Source organism: Streptomyces achromogenes (assembly GCF_030816715.1).
GTDB classification, from domain to species: Bacteria; Actinomycetota; Actinomycetes; order Streptomycetales; family Streptomycetaceae; genus Streptomyces; species Streptomyces achromogenes_A.
In genome coordinates this window covers 3,809,506-3,823,833 of sequence record NZ_JAUSYH010000001.1, presented here as the reverse complement: position 1 = coordinate 3,823,833, position 14,328 = coordinate 3,809,506, and the positions used below count along the sequence as shown (strand labels likewise).

At 68.3% G+C, this 14,328-nt stretch carries 14 protein-coding genes and 1 pseudogene; 9 read left to right on the top strand and 6 right to left on the bottom strand.

Features of this window, described 5'->3' with window-relative positions; all coding sequences use genetic code 11:
- Positions 1-22 precede the first annotated feature (22 nt).
- Genes QF032_RS17030 through QF032_RS17020 form a run of 3 tightly spaced genes read right to left on the bottom strand, consistent with a single transcriptional unit; the run spans position 23 to position 1,871 of the window.
- Entirely contained in the window at positions 23-190 is a 168-nt protein-coding gene (locus QF032_RS17030; protein ID WP_307060573.1) for a hypothetical protein, read from the bottom strand.
- 5 nt (positions 191-195) lie between these two features.
- A complete protein-coding gene (locus tag QF032_RS17025; protein ID WP_307056419.1) occupies positions 196-1,539 on the bottom strand; it encodes an FtsK/SpoIIIE domain-containing protein in 1,344 nt (447 codons plus the stop codon).
- 2 nt (positions 1,540-1,541) lie between these two features.
- On the bottom strand, positions 1,542-1,871 hold the full coding sequence (locus QF032_RS17020) for an SCO3933 family regulatory protein (protein WP_307056417.1): 330 nt from the start codon (positions 1,869-1,871) through the stop codon (positions 1,542-1,544).
- Positions 1,872-2,060: 189 nt separating this feature from the next.
- Here QF032_RS17020 and QF032_RS17015 point away from each other — a divergent pair, with 189 nt between their 5' ends.
- The 4 genes from QF032_RS17015 (at position 2,061) to QF032_RS17000 (ending at position 7,758) form a co-directional block, all read left to right on the top strand.
- Entirely contained in the window at positions 2,061-2,381 is a 321-nt protein-coding gene (locus tag QF032_RS17015; protein ID WP_307056415.1) for a putative quinol monooxygenase, read from the top strand.
- Positions 2,378-3,613, top strand: coding sequence for a helix-turn-helix domain-containing protein (locus tag QF032_RS17010; protein ID WP_307056413.1), 1,236 nt, complete (start codon positions 2,378-2,380; stop codon positions 3,611-3,613). Before QF032_RS17015 ends, QF032_RS17010 begins: the two co-directional genes overlap by 4 nt.
- A 1,309-nt stretch (positions 3,614-4,922) precedes the next feature.
- Positions 4,923-5,867 carry a restriction endonuclease gene (locus QF032_RS17005; RefSeq protein ID WP_307056411.1) on the top strand — a complete coding sequence of 315 codons (945 nt, stop codon included), beginning with the start codon at positions 4,923-4,925 and terminating at the stop codon, positions 5,865-5,867.
- 628 nt (positions 5,868-6,495) lie between these two features.
- Positions 6,496-7,758 (top strand): DNA sulfur modification protein DndB, encoded by a 1,263-nt coding sequence (locus QF032_RS17000; protein WP_307056409.1) that lies wholly within the window; start codon positions 6,496-6,498, stop codon positions 7,756-7,758.
- 273 nt (positions 7,759-8,031) lie between these two features.
- Here QF032_RS17000 and QF032_RS16995 read toward each other — a convergent pair whose 3' ends face one another.
- Together QF032_RS16995 and QF032_RS16990 are read right to left on the bottom strand one after the other, a co-directional pair.
- Positions 8,032-8,397 carry a hypothetical protein gene (locus tag QF032_RS16995; RefSeq protein WP_306951614.1) on the bottom strand — a complete coding sequence of 122 codons (366 nt, stop codon included), beginning with the start codon at positions 8,395-8,397 and terminating at the stop codon, positions 8,032-8,034.
- A 58-nt stretch (positions 8,398-8,455) separates the two neighbouring features.
- A complete protein-coding gene (locus QF032_RS16990) occupies positions 8,456-8,938 on the bottom strand; it encodes a GNAT family N-acetyltransferase (RefSeq protein ID WP_306951616.1) in 483 nt (160 codons plus the stop codon).
- 115 nt (positions 8,939-9,053) lie between these two features.
- Between QF032_RS16990 and QF032_RS16985 the strand changes: the two genes are divergently transcribed.
- Positions 9,054-9,857 carry an exodeoxyribonuclease III gene (locus QF032_RS16985; protein ID WP_307056407.1) on the top strand — a complete coding sequence of 268 codons (804 nt, stop codon included), beginning with the start codon at positions 9,054-9,056 and terminating at the stop codon, positions 9,855-9,857.
- Positions 9,858-9,883: 26 nt separating this feature from the next.
- On the opposite strand, the gene QF032_RS16980 is transcribed toward QF032_RS16985, so the two are convergent.
- Entirely contained in the window at positions 9,884-10,528 is a 645-nt protein-coding gene (locus QF032_RS16980; RefSeq protein WP_307043679.1) for a MerR family transcriptional regulator, read from the bottom strand.
- A gap of 134 nt (positions 10,529-10,662) precedes the next feature.
- Here QF032_RS16980 and QF032_RS16975 point away from each other — a divergent pair.
- The 4 genes and pseudogenes from QF032_RS16975 (at position 10,663) to QF032_RS16960 (ending at position 14,308) form a co-directional block, all read left to right on the top strand.
- A pseudogene (locus QF032_RS16975) lies at positions 10,663-12,175 on the top strand (flavin-containing monooxygenase).
- The gene (locus QF032_RS16970) at positions 12,172-13,047 is read left to right on the top strand and encodes an alpha/beta fold hydrolase (RefSeq protein ID WP_307056405.1); all 876 of its coding nucleotides are present in this window, start codon (positions 12,172-12,174) and stop codon (positions 13,045-13,047) included. The pseudogene QF032_RS16975 and the gene QF032_RS16970 overlap by 4 nt, the downstream one beginning before the upstream one ends.
- Positions 13,044-13,928, top strand: a complete 885-nt coding sequence (locus tag QF032_RS16965; RefSeq protein ID WP_307056403.1) for an SDR family oxidoreductase — start codon at positions 13,044-13,046, stop codon at positions 13,926-13,928. Before QF032_RS16970 ends, QF032_RS16965 begins: the two co-directional genes overlap by 4 nt.
- 92 nt (positions 13,929-14,020) lie before the next feature.
- Positions 14,021-14,308 (top strand): hypothetical protein, encoded by a 288-nt coding sequence (locus tag QF032_RS16960; RefSeq protein ID WP_307043673.1) that lies wholly within the window; start codon positions 14,021-14,023, stop codon positions 14,306-14,308.
- The last annotated feature ends 20 nt before the right edge of the window (positions 14,309-14,328 follow it).

Genomic DNA, 14,328 nt, shown 5'->3' with positions numbered 1-14,328 from the left:
AGCGCCGCCCGGTCCGGCGGGATCAGGTCGAGGGGGCTTCGCCGCTGCCGAGGCAGTTCAGGCAGAGGCCGGTCTGTTCACCGGCGACACGGCGTTTGCGGCCGACATGGACCGTGCGGGAGATCTCACCCGTGCCGTTGCATACCGGGCACTTGGCGGGCTCCGTCGCGCCGGGCTTTCGCGCGACCACGGCGATCACTCCGTGACCGGCTGCGGGGAGACCAGCAGCGAGACAGGTTCCGGGGTCGGTACCGGTCGTACGAGCGGACGGAACGGCGCCAGGAACGGCAGTTCCGGGGTGAGGTGGGCGAACTCCCGGCAGATAGCCGCCGCTTCATCCGGCGAGGTCTCCGGAGTGCGGATGCGGGACCAGCCGCCCGAGGTGTCACCGGCCACCGCGACGCCGGGACGGTCCGGCCGGATCCCGGTCACAGCGACCACGGCATCCGGGGCGATGTCGCCCAGACCCATTTCCGCCGTCTGTTTGTCGTTGACGCGGTGCACGATCCGGCCGGTGAGCTGGGCACGCAGGGCGGTCGCGCCCCTGCCGAGGTCGGAGCCGAAGCGCTGCCCGCACACCTCCAGATAGATCCCGATCGCACGGGCCATCTGACCGAGCCGGACCAGTTGCATGACCGTGTGGTCACGGGCCGCTTCATCCTTCTTCGAGGTCACGAAGAACAGTTCCGCCACCTCGTCGACCAACACCACCAGCGGCACCGGGCGGACATCGTCCGGCAGCGCCCACAGGTCCGAGACGCCGTGCAGGGCCAACAGGTCGAAGCGGTCTTCCATCTCTTTGACCAGGACGTCAACCATGCGGCCGGCGCTCTCGGGGTCGGTGGCCAGGGCGGACAGCCGGGGCGCGTACGGGCGCTGTTCCACACCGCGCTTGCAGTCGATCCCCACCAGGCCGACCGGCAGTCGAGCCAGCCCCTGGACCAGGTTGCGCTGAAGCATGGACTTGCCCGACTGGTTCGCACCCAGGGTCAGGGCGTGCGGGACCTTGCGGTAGTCCCGCTCGAACACGGTCCCGTCTTCCCTGAGCGCGACCGGGACGACCAGGTCACGAGGCGTGGCCGAACGCGGCATGCGAACCCGGCTGAGCACGTCGTAGCCGGTCATCCGCAGTTCGACGTACCCCGGCTTGACCTCTGCCACGGTTACCGAACGGACACCCCAGGCGTGCCTGAGACGCTCGCAGGAGGCGACGACGTCAGCCGGTTCGAGGCCGGCGGGAAGACGCAGGGTGACCCGCAGACCGGTAGAGGTCGGACGGACCCGACGCACCTTCGGCGGCACCGGCCGAACCTCACGTCGAGCCAGGTTGCGCGTCACGAACGCCCGCATGCTCGACGGCTGCACCGTCAGCCCGCACACCTCCATTGTGGAGGCGTACGTCACGGTGAACCGCCCCCAGGTCACCGGCAGGCCGACCAGCGACCAGTACACGCGCGGAGCTCGCACCTTCGCGTAGCCGAGACCGCCAGCACCGGCCGCTAAGCCCCCGGCTTCCAGCCACATCGTCAGGTCAGTCATGGTCAGGCCGCCGGGGTAATCGCGACCGCGCGGAACGAGATGCCGTGACGCTTCTCGCCGTTGAACGTGTTCTCCCAGTCACGGGCCTTGAGGCCGACCACCCGCACGGGCATGCCCGGCGCGAGACCCTCCGGGAAACCCGTCTCCGGAACGGTCACCTGGTAGAGGTTGCCCTCACCCTCGTCCGAGACCAGCAGGCCCACGGTCGACAGGCCGGCGTTCGTCTCACGGTCCACGGCCCGCTCACCGGTCTTCTTGTTAACCATCTTGGGTTCGGGCGCGGTAGCCACGAACACCACAGCGGTCGAAAGGTCGATCTTGAAGGACGGCATTATGGAGTCTCCCCTTGTGGGATGAGCCCCGGGCTACGTTGTGATCTTGGCGGATGCACGTAGCCCGGGGTGCCTTGTTGTTCGACACCATCGAAGCTACTCGCAGAAAAACTGCGAGTCAACAGAAAACCTGCGACTAGCAGTAGAAGTCCGACTCTGCGAGACTGAATGCGACACGAAGGAGGAGAAATGGCCAACTTTGGGCTTTTTGTTCGCTTCACGCTTCGCGAGGGTGCAGGCGAGGCATTTGACGCGCTGATGCGGGAGACCACAGCAGGGATTCGGGCCCACGAGCCCGGCACGCTCGTCTATGCGTGCCACGAGGTCGAGGGCGCACCGAATCAGCGGATCTTCTTTGAGCTGTACGCCGATCACGACGCGTTTGAGGAGCACGAGCGCCAGCCGCACACGCGCCACTTCCTCGCGGAGCGGACCAAGTACGTCGAGAAGACCGAGGTTGACCGGCTTCAGCCGTACGCCGGCAAGTACCCCACCGGAGCCGAGGCGTGACGGGCTCCGATTCCAAGACGCTCGGCCAGCGAGTCAAGGAACTGCGCCGCGCGGCAGGCATGTCACAGAGTGACCTTGCCATCGCGATGGCGCGCTCCGAGAGCTGGGTTTCACAGGTCGAAAGAGGCGTACAGCCCGTTGAGCGGCTGTCGATCCTTCAAGCTCTTGCCGATGCCCTGAACGTGCCCGTGCGCGAGGTACGGCCCGACGCGGCGCCGGCCGAGGAGACCGAGCCGAACGAGACCCATAGAAGCACCGACCTTGAAGGGCTGCGCGTAGCCCTCACTGGACACCCAGCCCTGGGCAGCCTCTTTGAACAGCCGCCGGCTGAACCTGTCCCTTCACTTGCCGACTTCCGTCAGCGAGTGGACGAGGCGTGGACGCTCGCGCACGCGTCGAGCTACGGGGCGTTGAGCGATCACCTTGTCAGGTTGCTTCCAAGCATCGAGGCGGCGGTGCGCCACGCACCCGCAGGCGACCGTTTGGAGCTTCACGCCCTGCGTGCCAAGGCGTACCAGGTGGCAGCAGCGAGCTTCACCCGGCAGGACCAAGCCGACGCGGCATGGGTCGCGGCCGATCGGGCGCTACAAGCGGCCGAGCTTGCAGGCCAGCCGTTGGAGGTTGTGGCGAGCCTGTTCCGCATGGCTCACGCGTTCATGCGGCAGCAGCACATGGAGCAGGCCGAGCAGGCTGCAAAGTCCGCTGTAGCCGTCATGGCGCCCAGAGCGGAGGCGCCAGCGTGCCCCCCGGAAGAACTGTCCCTCTTGGGTGCCATGAACCTCGTTCTCGCTGTGATCAACGCGAGGGAGGGGAACCGGGGGCGGACCCACGAGCACATTGACCGAGCGCGCGGAATCGCAGCGAGGTTGGGGGAGGACCGCAACGATTTCGACACGGAATTCGGGCCGACGAACGTCGAGATTCACGCGGTGAGCACGGCGGTCGAGCTGGGGGACGCGGGGCTTGCGCTGGAGGTGGCCCAGGAGGTCGACGCATCGAGCCTTTCACCCGAGCGGCAGTCACGTTTCCTCCTTGACGTGGCGCGAGCGCACGCGCAGCGGCGACACGTCGGCGAGGCCACAGCCGCGCTCTTGGAATCCGAGGCTCTGGCACCTGAGCAGATCCACGATCACCACCTGGCCCGCGAGGTCATCCGCGATCTGCTCCAACTGTCTGAACCTCGTGTTCCTGAGTCCCTACGCGGTTTGGCCGAGCGGAGCGCGGTCGGGTAGCCGATCTTGTTACAGGTTTCTCTACCTCATCAAGCCCCGGCTGCGCTCCGCTCCGCCGGGCGCGCTTCCGGCTCCGCCGCGGGCGACGCTCCTGCCTTCGGCCCGCTCCGCCCGCGCTGCGCCGACGCGCGCCCACAGCGGGTAGGGCCGTGGCCATGGGGTGATCACCGCAGAGCGGCAGCCGGTCACAGCAGTGCCTCCGGCGGGGGCGCTCAGGCTCCGAGATGGCGGGGGCGCCGTTCGCGAGTGCCGGCGGAATAGTGGCGTGCGCGGGGTGCTCCCATCCCGTCTGCCGTCGACCCACACACCGTGGAGCAGACGCGGCCCATGGCGTCCAGGTCGTTCGTACAGTGGCGCGCTCCACCTGGACGCCATGACCCACGCCTGCTCCACGGTGTGTGGGTCGACGGCAGACGGGATGGGAGCTGGGGTGGGTGGTGGGAGCGGGGTGTGTGGACGCTGACGTCCCTGACGTGGCATCAGATATCACGTCAAACGGCAGATTCCGCCGGAGCGATCTAGAGGCACCTAGATCTAGGACTGCGAAGCATCTAGAGCTAATTAGAGCTAGGACTGAGAGCCGTCTAGAGCCATCTAAGGCTAACTAGTGCTAGGACAGATATAGTGGCAACGCAACAATGGTTGCCATTGAGTGGGGTAGCAACATCAGGTTGCCCCTGATCGCACCTAGACCTCCAGCACGGAGACCCGGCCCCGGGTGCAACCAGGACCGGGCTCGTGCGTGGAGTAGGCGAAGCGGGTCCGGCCGACTAAGCAACGGTCGGACCCGTTTCGTGCGGTCCGCCATCTTCCGGCACCACTTCAAGCGACACTAGCGCCGCGCCAACAACTGCTCCACACAGGTTGCGACAGCCGCCACAGCCGGCAAGGCCACGATCAGGAACCTGAACCACCGCGGATCCGGATCTTGATCGCGTTTCCCTTCCTGCTCGTCAGACTCTCGCTCTCCCATATCTGCTCCTCACCAGAGTTGTTCCCCCCGGGCGAGCCGGGTACCTCGGTCGCGGTGCGTCGAGGCGTGGTGATCGGTAAGGAGCGAGACGGGCTCAGCATACCCGTCACGCCTTGTGCTTGACGGAGCGTTAGCGGCAGACGAATTGAAAGCTGGCGCAGATTAATTAATTCGTTCCAGGTTTCGTTGTAGCTTCACATCCTCCGTCTTCTGCATGTCCAAATCGGATGCGTAAATCAGGCATCCAATTCGGCTGTCTGATTCCCATGTGTCTCGGACAGTGTACCCTATGAGGCAGCCGTACCAGGTGCGGCGGGACTAAGGAGGAGGGCGACCGTGACGGAGGTGAGCTCCGCGGAGCGCGAGGCCATCGAGTGGGACCTCGAGCCAGGTGATGTGATCGAGCGCAAGCAGTTGCACGTCAAGTACGGCGGGCGAACTCAGGGTGGCATCGGGCCCTCGGCCAGGACGCCCAACGTGATGATCTTTACGGACCCAGTCGCAGGCGAGAAGCACGGGTACTACGACGGCTGGATGCCCGACGGGCTCTTCCACTACAGCGGCGAAGGGCAGTATGGAGATCAGCGGATGCTCTCCGGTAACGCCAGCATCCTGAACCATGAAGCCGAGGGGCGAGCGCTGCGGGTCTTCCAGGGTGCTCGGGGGAACGTGATCTACCTTGGCCGCTTTGCTGCCGCGGGATGGTACGAAGCAGACGCGCCGGAGACCGGAGACGGCCCTCTTCGTAAGGTCATCGTCTTCAAGCTTCGCCCTTTGGACACCCCGCCCAAGCACCCTGGTACGAAGTTGGGTCGGCTACTCGAGGAGAAGCCCGAGACGGTCACCGAGATCGACATCGAGCGACTCGAAACTGAGAAGACGTACGTCGACCCGAACCGCGAGTCGTACGAGGCTGAGCGCCGAGAAGGCAAGCTGGTACTGGACTTCAGTGCCTACCTGCGCACCAAGGGCTACCGGGTGAACCGCCAACGCATCCTGCCTGAAGGCGAAACCAGGCCCCTTCTCACAGACCTCTACGTGCCTGACCTGGACCTCCTCATCGAGGCCAAGGGCAGCGTGACGCGGGAGAACATGCGCATGGCCCTCGGCCAGCTTCTCGACTACAACCGCTTCGTGCGCGCCAAGTACCAAGCTGTTCTTGTGCCGAGCAAGCCCCGCCCGGACCTCGCTGAGCTCGCCAAGGCTGCTGGGCAAGCGATCATCTGGCCCCAAGGGAACGGCTATAAGTGCTCCGATGCTGACCTGCTACCCAGCGGTTGATCATCGCGGTACAGCGGCGAAGTACAGCAACCATCGCGACCAGCCCCGACTACCACCGACACTGAGCGACCGTCTGACGTGCCCGGCGGACCTCAGCGACCACCGTGCCCGTAGTTCGCATCAGCTACACGGCTCGCCCCCCAAGTACAGGCAAGGACACATGCCTCCGGCGGGGGCGCTCAGGCTCCAGGATGGCGGGGACACCGTTCGCGAGTGCCGGCCCGTGGGATGGCGGGCGCGGGGAGGCTCCCATCCCGCCTGCCATCGACCCAGGCGGAGCCGAGCAGACGCGGCCCCTGGCGTCCAGGTCGTTCATACAGTGACGCGCTCCACCTTGACGCCCTGAACCACGCCCGCTCCACGGTGTGTGGGGCGACGGCAGACGGGATGGGAGCAGGCGGGTTGCGATTTCCCGTCGTCGGGAAGGCCAGGACGGCCCGATGCGCGGGGCGTCCTGCGATGAAAGGACAGGAATCGATCACTGTCGATCCGAGGTGGTCAAAGTGCGAGGCGCCCATTCAGGAAACGTTCATCCAGGCACGTCTTACGTGGAGAAGTTGACGTAGTACGTCGAGGTGTCCTACGTTTCTGATGCCTACTCAGCTCCGCCTACGTCTAAGGGGATTCAGTGTTCTTTGCAGAGCTCGGACTGACTCAACACGACTCGCTGACGGCCGCTCAGGTGGCCGCGAGCGAGGCCGCGACGGCGTCGGGCGGACGAGTCTTCACCTGCGTGGTCTTCCAGCAGGGAGGGCGCCTGATGCTGACGACCGCCTTCTCGTACGCATTCCTCGTCAAGCACGTGGTCGCCGATGCGGCGGTCAAGGGCGGCAACCCGCGTATGGCCACCAACCGCCCGATCGACGCCAATCACGTCAGGTCCATCACCAAGTACCTGACCGAGAACGAGAAGGACTACATCCTCCCGCCGGTCACCCTGAACGTCCGTGCCGTTCCTGCCATCCACATCCCCCGAGGCAACTTCGCCATGACGGCCGGCTTCGTCGTCATCGGCGACGAGACCAAGTTCTCCGTCACTGACGGCCAGCACAGGCTTGCCGCCATCGCCAAGCGCAGCGACAGCCTCATCGACACGGACTCGCCCTTCCTGAGCGACAGCATCTCCGTCGTCATCGTGGTGGAGCCGGACGTTGCGCGGATCCACCAGGACTTTGCCGACGCGGCGCAGACGAAGCAAATCCCGGCCAGCCTTCTGGCCGCCTACAACACTCGTGAACCCCTGAACCGTGTTCTCACGAAGATCGTGGATGGGTCTGCCCTGTTCGCGGGACGCATCGACGAAACCTCCAAGAGTCTGTCGAAGCTTTCCTCTGCGATCTTCCTGCTCAACCAGGTGCGCGGACTGGTCAAGGAACTCCTGTTCCAGGACTACGCGCTCAGCGAAGCGAGCATCCCGGCCCGCAGCCTCCAAGCCATCGGAACCACCGAGAAGCAGGACGCCTTCGTCAGCAGGACCCTGGCGATGCTCGACATCCTCACGCGGCACATGGACCCCTGGCGCTCTGTGGCCGAACTGCCCACGAGCGGGGGGCCGGCCAACCAGGTGGTGGACTTCCGAAAGCACTACATCAACATGACCGCCACCGGTCTGGTCATCATCGGGCACGTCGCCTTCGAGATCGAGAAGAACCTGGACCCGGAGTGGCGGGAGGCTCGATACCTCGACCTCGCCACCAAGATTGACTGGCGCCGGAACGCGCCGATCTGGGAGGGGAACATCATCACCGGAGACAAGATCACCACTACCAGGTCTCCCGGACGGATCGCAGCCAGGAAGGTCATGGAGGCGATTGGCGTTCCCGTCCTCCCCAAGAATCCGACCATCCCGCAGCCCACGCAGGAGATCATCGTCACTGAGGGCGTTCACTGAGGATCACCGAGGCCAGGTGGACTCAACTTCGGATGAGCCAGCGCCCCGTTTCGTGTCTGCGGTACAGCAACGAAGTACAGCAACTGTTGTGACCAAAGGCGACCGGCATGAGCCGCTAACACCCTCGTGACCAGCTCGGGAGACCTCAATAACCGCCCCGCCCGTAGTTCGCATCGAGGGGGTCTGGGGTTCAAATCCCCACAGGTCCACTGCAGCTCAAAGCCCCGGTCGGGATTCCCGACCGGGGCTTTGGCCATGTCGTGGTCGTGCCGCTCAGGCGCGGTCCGTCAGCTCCTCCGCGAACACTTGGGACAGCGGCTGTGGTCCCACGTACTGCTGGCAGTTGCACTGGCCGGCCTCGAAGCGCAGCGGCTTCTTGTTCTCGTCCCAGGCCGTCGGCACCTCGACGCGCTCGTGGCACCGGCCTTTCTTGTCGTGCTTGGCCAGATGGTGCGTGCAGCCGCACACCGGCTCCGGCGGCTTGTGCGCCGCTTCGACGGCCAAGCGCTCCTGCCTCGACGCCTCCAGCAACTGCAACTTGCGCTCATGCCGATTGCGCAGCGCGGTGCGGACGTTGTCGGCCACCCACGCGAAACCACCCGTCCAGAAGATGATGAGAACCCACCAGAACCAGTCCATCGAGCGCCCCTTCCCCGTTCCCGCTACAAGGCCAGCCTAGAGCCCTGTCATGCAAGCATCAGGCGTTGAGCGGCTTGGCGAAGCAGCGGCTTTCGGCGTACGCGCGGTAGTAGCCGAACTTCGTGCACGGCTCGTACCCGCTGGAGGTGTACAGGGCGATCGCCTCCGGCTGCTCGGTGCCGGTCTCCAGCACCATCCGGACACGGCCCGCGTCCCGGGCGCTCTCCTCCAGCGCGGTGAGCATCCGCCGCGCCAGGCCGCGTCCGCGCATCTCCCGGACCACGAACATCCGCTTCAGCTCGGCGTCGCCGTCCTGGTTGCCCTCGCCGTTCTCGTCCTGGCAGCGCCAGCCGCCCGTGGCGACCGGGCGGTCGGCCTCGTCGTAGGCGATGAGATAGACGCCGCGCGGCGGCTGGAAGTCGGAGGGCGCGAGGACGGTGGCGTCGCCGCCGTCGCCGTATCGCTCGTGGTACTCGGCCTGGACCTCGTCGTTGAGCTTGACCGCGTCGGGATGGTCGAAGGGGACCGGACGTATTCTCACGCCGAACACAGTACGTGGAGGCACTGCCGGACCGTCGCCGTCCCCGCACGGTTCCCCGCGCGCCGGGAACGGGACCAGGTCCGGCGCGGCGCCCCGCGGCCGGTATCGTGCCCGGGTGCTGACCGTGACCTCCGTGAACGTGAATGGACTCCGCGCCGCCGCGAAGAAGGGCTTCGTCGAGTGGCTCGCGGACACCTCCGCCGACGTGCTGTGCCTCCAGGAGGTGCGAGCCGAGCCGGAGCAGCTGCCGGAGGCGGTCCGCTCCCCCGAGGGCTGGCACGTCACCCATGCCCCGGCCGCCGCCAAGGGCCGCGCCGGCGTCTCCCTCTACACCCGCCGTGAGCCGGACGCCGTCCGGGTCGGCTTCGGCTCGTCCGAGTTCGACGGGTCCGGCCGCTATCTGGAGGCCGACCTGCCCGGTGTGACGGTCGCCTCCCTCTATCTGCCCTCCGGCGAGGTGGGCACCGAACGGCAGGACGAGAAGCTCCGCTTCATGGGCGAGTTCCTCGCGTACCTCAAGGAGTTGCGCGCCCGTGCCGCCGCCGACGGCCGCGAGGTCCTCGTCTGCGGCGACTGGAACATCGCCCACGAGCAGGCGGACCTGAAGAACTGGCGCGCCAACGCCAAGAGCTCCGGCTTCCTGCCCGAGGAGCGCGCCTGGCTCGGCCAGGTCCTCACCGCGACGGACGGCGGCTACGTCGACGTCGTCCGCGAACTCCACCCGGAGACGACGGGCCCGTACACCTGGTGGTCGTACCGGGGCCGTGCCTTCGACAACGATTCGGGTTGGCGGATCGATCTTCAGGTGGCGACGCCCGGTCTCGCGGCCAGGGCCGTCAAGGCGCTGGTGGAGCGGGCCGCCACGCACGGCGAGCGCTGGTCGGACCATGCCCCGGTGACGGTGGTCTTCGACCTGTAGAGCGCCCGGTGACCGCCGAGGCCCCGTCAGCTCTCCTTGCGCAGCCGTCGGTCGAGGGCCAGGGAGACCTCCGCCTCGACGACGCTGCGGGCCAGCGGGCGCAGGCGGGGGAGTTCCTGTTCGGTGGTGTGGCGCAGGATCAGGTCGGTGAAGAGTTCGGCGAGCGCGTCGGCGTGGGCGCGGACGCGGACGCCCGCCGCCAGTACCTCCGCGAGCGGGATGCCCTCGCGGACCAGGGCGGCGGAGACGTCCAGCAGACGGCGGCTGATGTGGACGATCTCGTCGCCGTCGGTGCCCAGGTAGCCGAGTTCGAGGGCGGTGGCGAGGTTCTCCGGGGTGACCTGGCCCTCGAAGCGGGCGGCGAGCTCCTCGGGGGTGAGGCGGACCGGCTCCTCCTCGGTGGGGCCGCCGACGCCGATGAGGTCGGCGACGTCGCGGCCCTGGTCGAGGGCGTCCGCCAGCTCCGCGATGCCGGTGAGGGTGTGGCCGCGTTCCAGCAGGGCCGCGATGGTGCGCAGACGGGCCAGGTGATGGTCGTCGTACCAGGCGATGCGGCCCTCGCGGCGGGGCGGCGCGAGCAGTTTGCGTTCGCGGTAGAAGCGCAGGGTGCGCACCGTGATGCCGGCCTTCGCGGCCAGCTCCTCCGTTCGGTACTCCCTCTTCTCCGTCACGGCCGAAGCCTATGTTGTACCGCGGGTAACTTTCCTTCCCCGGGCCTACCCATCGGTACGGAGCTGCTCTACGCTCCCATTGCGCCAGTAGTCACTGGCAGAGTCGCGAGAGTCGCACGGCAGGAGGCGTCGGGATGACCGAACACGTACGGGTGGCGGTGATCGGGTCCGGCTTCGGCGGGCTGGGGGCCGCCGTGCGGCTGCGCCGGGAGGGGATCACCGACTTCGTGATCCTGGAGCGGGCGAGCAGCGTCGGCGGGACCTGGCGGGACAACAGCTATCCCGGGTGCGCCTGCGACGTGCCCTCCCACCTGTACTCCTTCTCCTTCGCCCCGAACCCCGACTGGCCGCGCACCTTTTCCGGGCAGGAGCACATCCGCGCCTATCTGGAGCACGTCACGGACGTCTTCGGGCTGCGGCCGCACCTGCGGCTCGACTCCGAGGTGCTGCGGATGACCTGGGACGCGCGGGAGCTGCGCTGGGACGTCGAGACGAGCGCGGGGCGCTGGTTCGCCGACGTCGTCGTGTCGGCCACCGGGCCGCTGTCCGACCCGAAGATCCCGGAGATCCCCGGCCTCGACTCCTTCCCCGGCAAGGTCTTCCACTCGGCACGCTGGGACCACGACGCCGACCTCGCCGGGCAGCGCGTCGCGATGGTCGGCACCGGCGCCTCCGCCATCCAGATCGTGCCCGCCCTCCAGCCCGACGTCTCCCGGCTGACGCTGTTCCAGCGCACCCCGCCGTGGGTGATGCCCCGCGTCGACCGGGCGATCAGCGGCGCCGAGCGCGCCCTGCACCGGGCCCCTGCCGGTCACCGCGCAGGCGCGCCGGGGGCTGCTGTGGGGCATCCGGGAGCTGCAGGTCCAGGCGTTCACCAAGCGGCCGAACCAGCTCGGTCTCGTCGAGAAGCTCGCCCGGCAGAACATGGCCCGTGCCATCAAGGACCCGGCCCTGCGGGCCAGACTCACCCCGGACTACCGCATCGGCTGCAAGCGGATCCTGCTGTCCAGCGCCTATTATCCGGCCCTCGCGCAGCCCAACGTGGACGTCGTCGCGAGCGGGCTGAGCGAGGTGCGCGGGTCCACGCTGGTCGCCGCCGACGGCAGCGAGGCCGAGGCGGACGTGATCGTCTTCGGCACCGGCTTCCATGTCACCGACATGCCGATCGCCGACCGGGTGGTGGGCGCCGAGGGGCGAACGCTGGCGGAGAGCTGGAAGGACGGCATGGAGGCCCTGCGCGGCGCCTCAGCCGCCGGCTTCCCGAACTGGATGACGATCATCGGCCCCAACACGGGCCTCGGGAACTCCTCCATGATCCTCATGATCGAGTCGCAGCTGAACTACCTGGCCGACTATCTGCGCCAGTTGGACGTCCTCGGGGGCCGGGCGGCCCTGGACGCCCGCCCGGGCGCCGTGCACGCCTGGAACCGCCGGGTGCAGGACCGGATGCGGCGCACGGTGTGGAACACCGGCGGCTGCACCAGCTGGTACCTGGACGCGAACGGCCGCAACACCACCGTCTGGCCGGGCACGACCTCGGAGTTCCGGCGCGCGACGCGACGGGTGGACCTCGCCGAGTACGAGGTCCTGCGCGCGCCCGCGGCCCCGGCCGGCACCCGCACGGCGGACAGCGAGGTGACGGCGTGAGCGCCCGCCGCGACCTGACCGCGGTCTCCGCCGACGGCACGTCCCTGCATGTCGAGGTGCACGGCCCGGAGGGCGCGCCCGCGGTCGTCCTCGCGCACGGCTGGACCTGTTCGACCGCGTTCTGGACGGACCAGATCCGGGACCTCGCCGCCGACCACCGGGTCATCGCCTACGACCAGCGCGGCCACGGCCGCACCCCGGCGAGCCCGGTGTGCAGCACGGACATGCTGGCCGACGACCTGGAGGCGGTGCTCACCGCGACGCTCGCGCGCGGCGAGAAGGCCGTGATCGCCGGGCACTCGATGGGCGGCATGACGGTTTTCGCGGCGGCCACCAGGGACGCCTTCAGGGAGCATGCGGCGGCGGTCCTGCTGTGCAGCACCGGCGCCTCGGGGCTGGTCGCCGAGTCCACCGTGCTGCCCCTGCGGCCCGGCCGGCTGCGGACCTGGCTGACCGGACACGTCCTCGGCTCGAGGGCGCCCCTCGGACCGGTCACGCCCGTCGCGAAGCGGATCCTCAAGTACGCCACGATGGGCTCCGGTTCCGCCCCGCACATGGTGGACGCGTGCGCCCGCATCGTGCACGCCTGTCCGCGCAGGGTGCGCCACGCCTGGTCGCACGTGCTGAGCCTGCTCGACCTCGACCACCGGGTACGGGAGTTGAGTGTGCCGACGGCGCTGATCGTCGGCACCGGCGACCGGCTCACCCCGCCGGTGCACGCCCACCGGATCGCCGCGGCGCTGCCGCACTGTCTCGGCGTCACCGAACTGCCCGGCCTCGGCCATATGACGCCGGTCGAGGCGCCCGAGCTGGTCACCGGCCGGATCAGGCAACTCGTCACCACTTACTCGCAGTTGAAGGAGGGCGCATGAGCAGGGTGAGCCTCGAGGGACAGGTCGCCGTCGTCACGGGGGCCGCGCGCGGCGTGGGCGAGCTGCTGGCCCGCAAGCTCTCCGCGCGCGGCGCGAAGATCGCGCTGGTCGGTCTGGAGCCGGACGCGCTCAAGCAGGTCTCCGAGCGGCTGCACGGCGACAGCGACCACTGGTACGCCGACGTCACCGACCACGAGGCGATGACCCGGGTCGCGGCGGAGGTGAAGGAGCGCTTCGGCAAGGTGGACATCGTGGTCGCCAACGCGGGCGTCGCCAGCGGCGGTCCGTTCGCCGACTCCGACCCGCGGTCCTGGCGGCGGGTCGTCGAGGTGAACCTGATCGGCTCGGCGGTCACCGGGCGCGCCTTCCTGCCGCTGCTGAAGGAGAGCCGCGGCTATCTCCTGCAGATCGCCTCGCTGGCCGCGGTCACCCCGGCGCCGATGATGACCGCGTACTGCGCGTCCAAGGCGGGCGTGGAGGCGTACGCGCACTGTCTGCGCGCCGAAGTCGGCCACCAGGGCGTACGGGTGGGCGTCGGCTACCTGTCGTGGACCGACACCGACATGGTGCGCGGCGCCGATCAGGACGAGGTGATGCGGGAGTTGCGGCAGCGGCTGCCCTGGCCGGCCAACAAGACGTACCCGCTCGGTCCGGCCGTCGACCGGATCGTGGCCGGCATCGAGCGGCGCTCGGCGCATGTGTACGGGCAGGGGTGGCTGCGCGGCATGCAGGGCGTGCGCGGATATCTGCCGGGTCTCATCGGGACGGTCGGACAGCGCGAGATGCGGCGGTTCGCGCCCCGGCTGCAGGGGATGCGGACGGGGCTGGTGGGTGCGGGCGGCTCCGCCGACGAGGAGTCGAGGGCTACGCAGCGTAGTTGATCGACATGCGTGCCGTGACCGCCCGTGTGAATCTGGTCGAGGCCCCACCACGGGGCCTCGACCCCCCTCATCTCCTACAGGAGTGAACCCACATGGGTATGAAGGACAAGTTCCAGGACCAGACCGAGCAGTGGCAGCAGAAGGCCCAGCAGAAGGCCCAGCAGGCCAAGGAGCAGGTCCAGCAGCGCGGCGGCAAGCAGCGCCCGGGTGAGCGCCCCGGCGAGCGGCCCGCGGACCGCTCCGGCGACCGCTCCGGCGACCGCCCCGGCGAGCGTCCGGGCGAGCGCTCCGGTCAGCGTCCCGGTGAGCGTCCCGGCCAGGACACCGAGCGGATGCGGCGCGACGACGACGACCGTCTCGCGCACGACTACGACATGTAGTCACCGCTGACCTGCCGGCC

What these genes read in the sequence shown, in the direction of transcription:
- QF032_RS16960 (WP_307043673.1), top strand. Translation starts at nt 14,021, where the DNA reads ATGGGTATGAAGGACAAGTTCCAGGACCAGACCGAGCAGTGGCAGCAG.
- QF032_RS17025 (WP_307056419.1), bottom strand. Translation starts at nt 1,539, where the DNA reads ATGACTGACCTGACGATGTGGCTGGAAGCCGGGGGCTTAGCGGCCGGT.
- QF032_RS17020 (WP_307056417.1), bottom strand. Translation starts at nt 1,871, where the DNA reads ATGCCGTCCTTCAAGATCGACCTTTCGACCGCTGTGGTGTTCGTGGCT.
- QF032_RS17015 (WP_307056415.1), top strand. Translation starts at nt 2,061, where the DNA reads ATGGCCAACTTTGGGCTTTTTGTTCGCTTCACGCTTCGCGAGGGTGCA.
- QF032_RS16965 (WP_307056403.1), top strand. Translation starts at nt 13,044, where the DNA reads ATGAGCAGGGTGAGCCTCGAGGGACAGGTCGCCGTCGTCACGGGGGCC.
- QF032_RS16995 (WP_306951614.1), bottom strand. Translation starts at nt 8,397, where the DNA reads ATGGACTGGTTCTGGTGGGTTCTCATCATCTTCTGGACGGGTGGTTTC.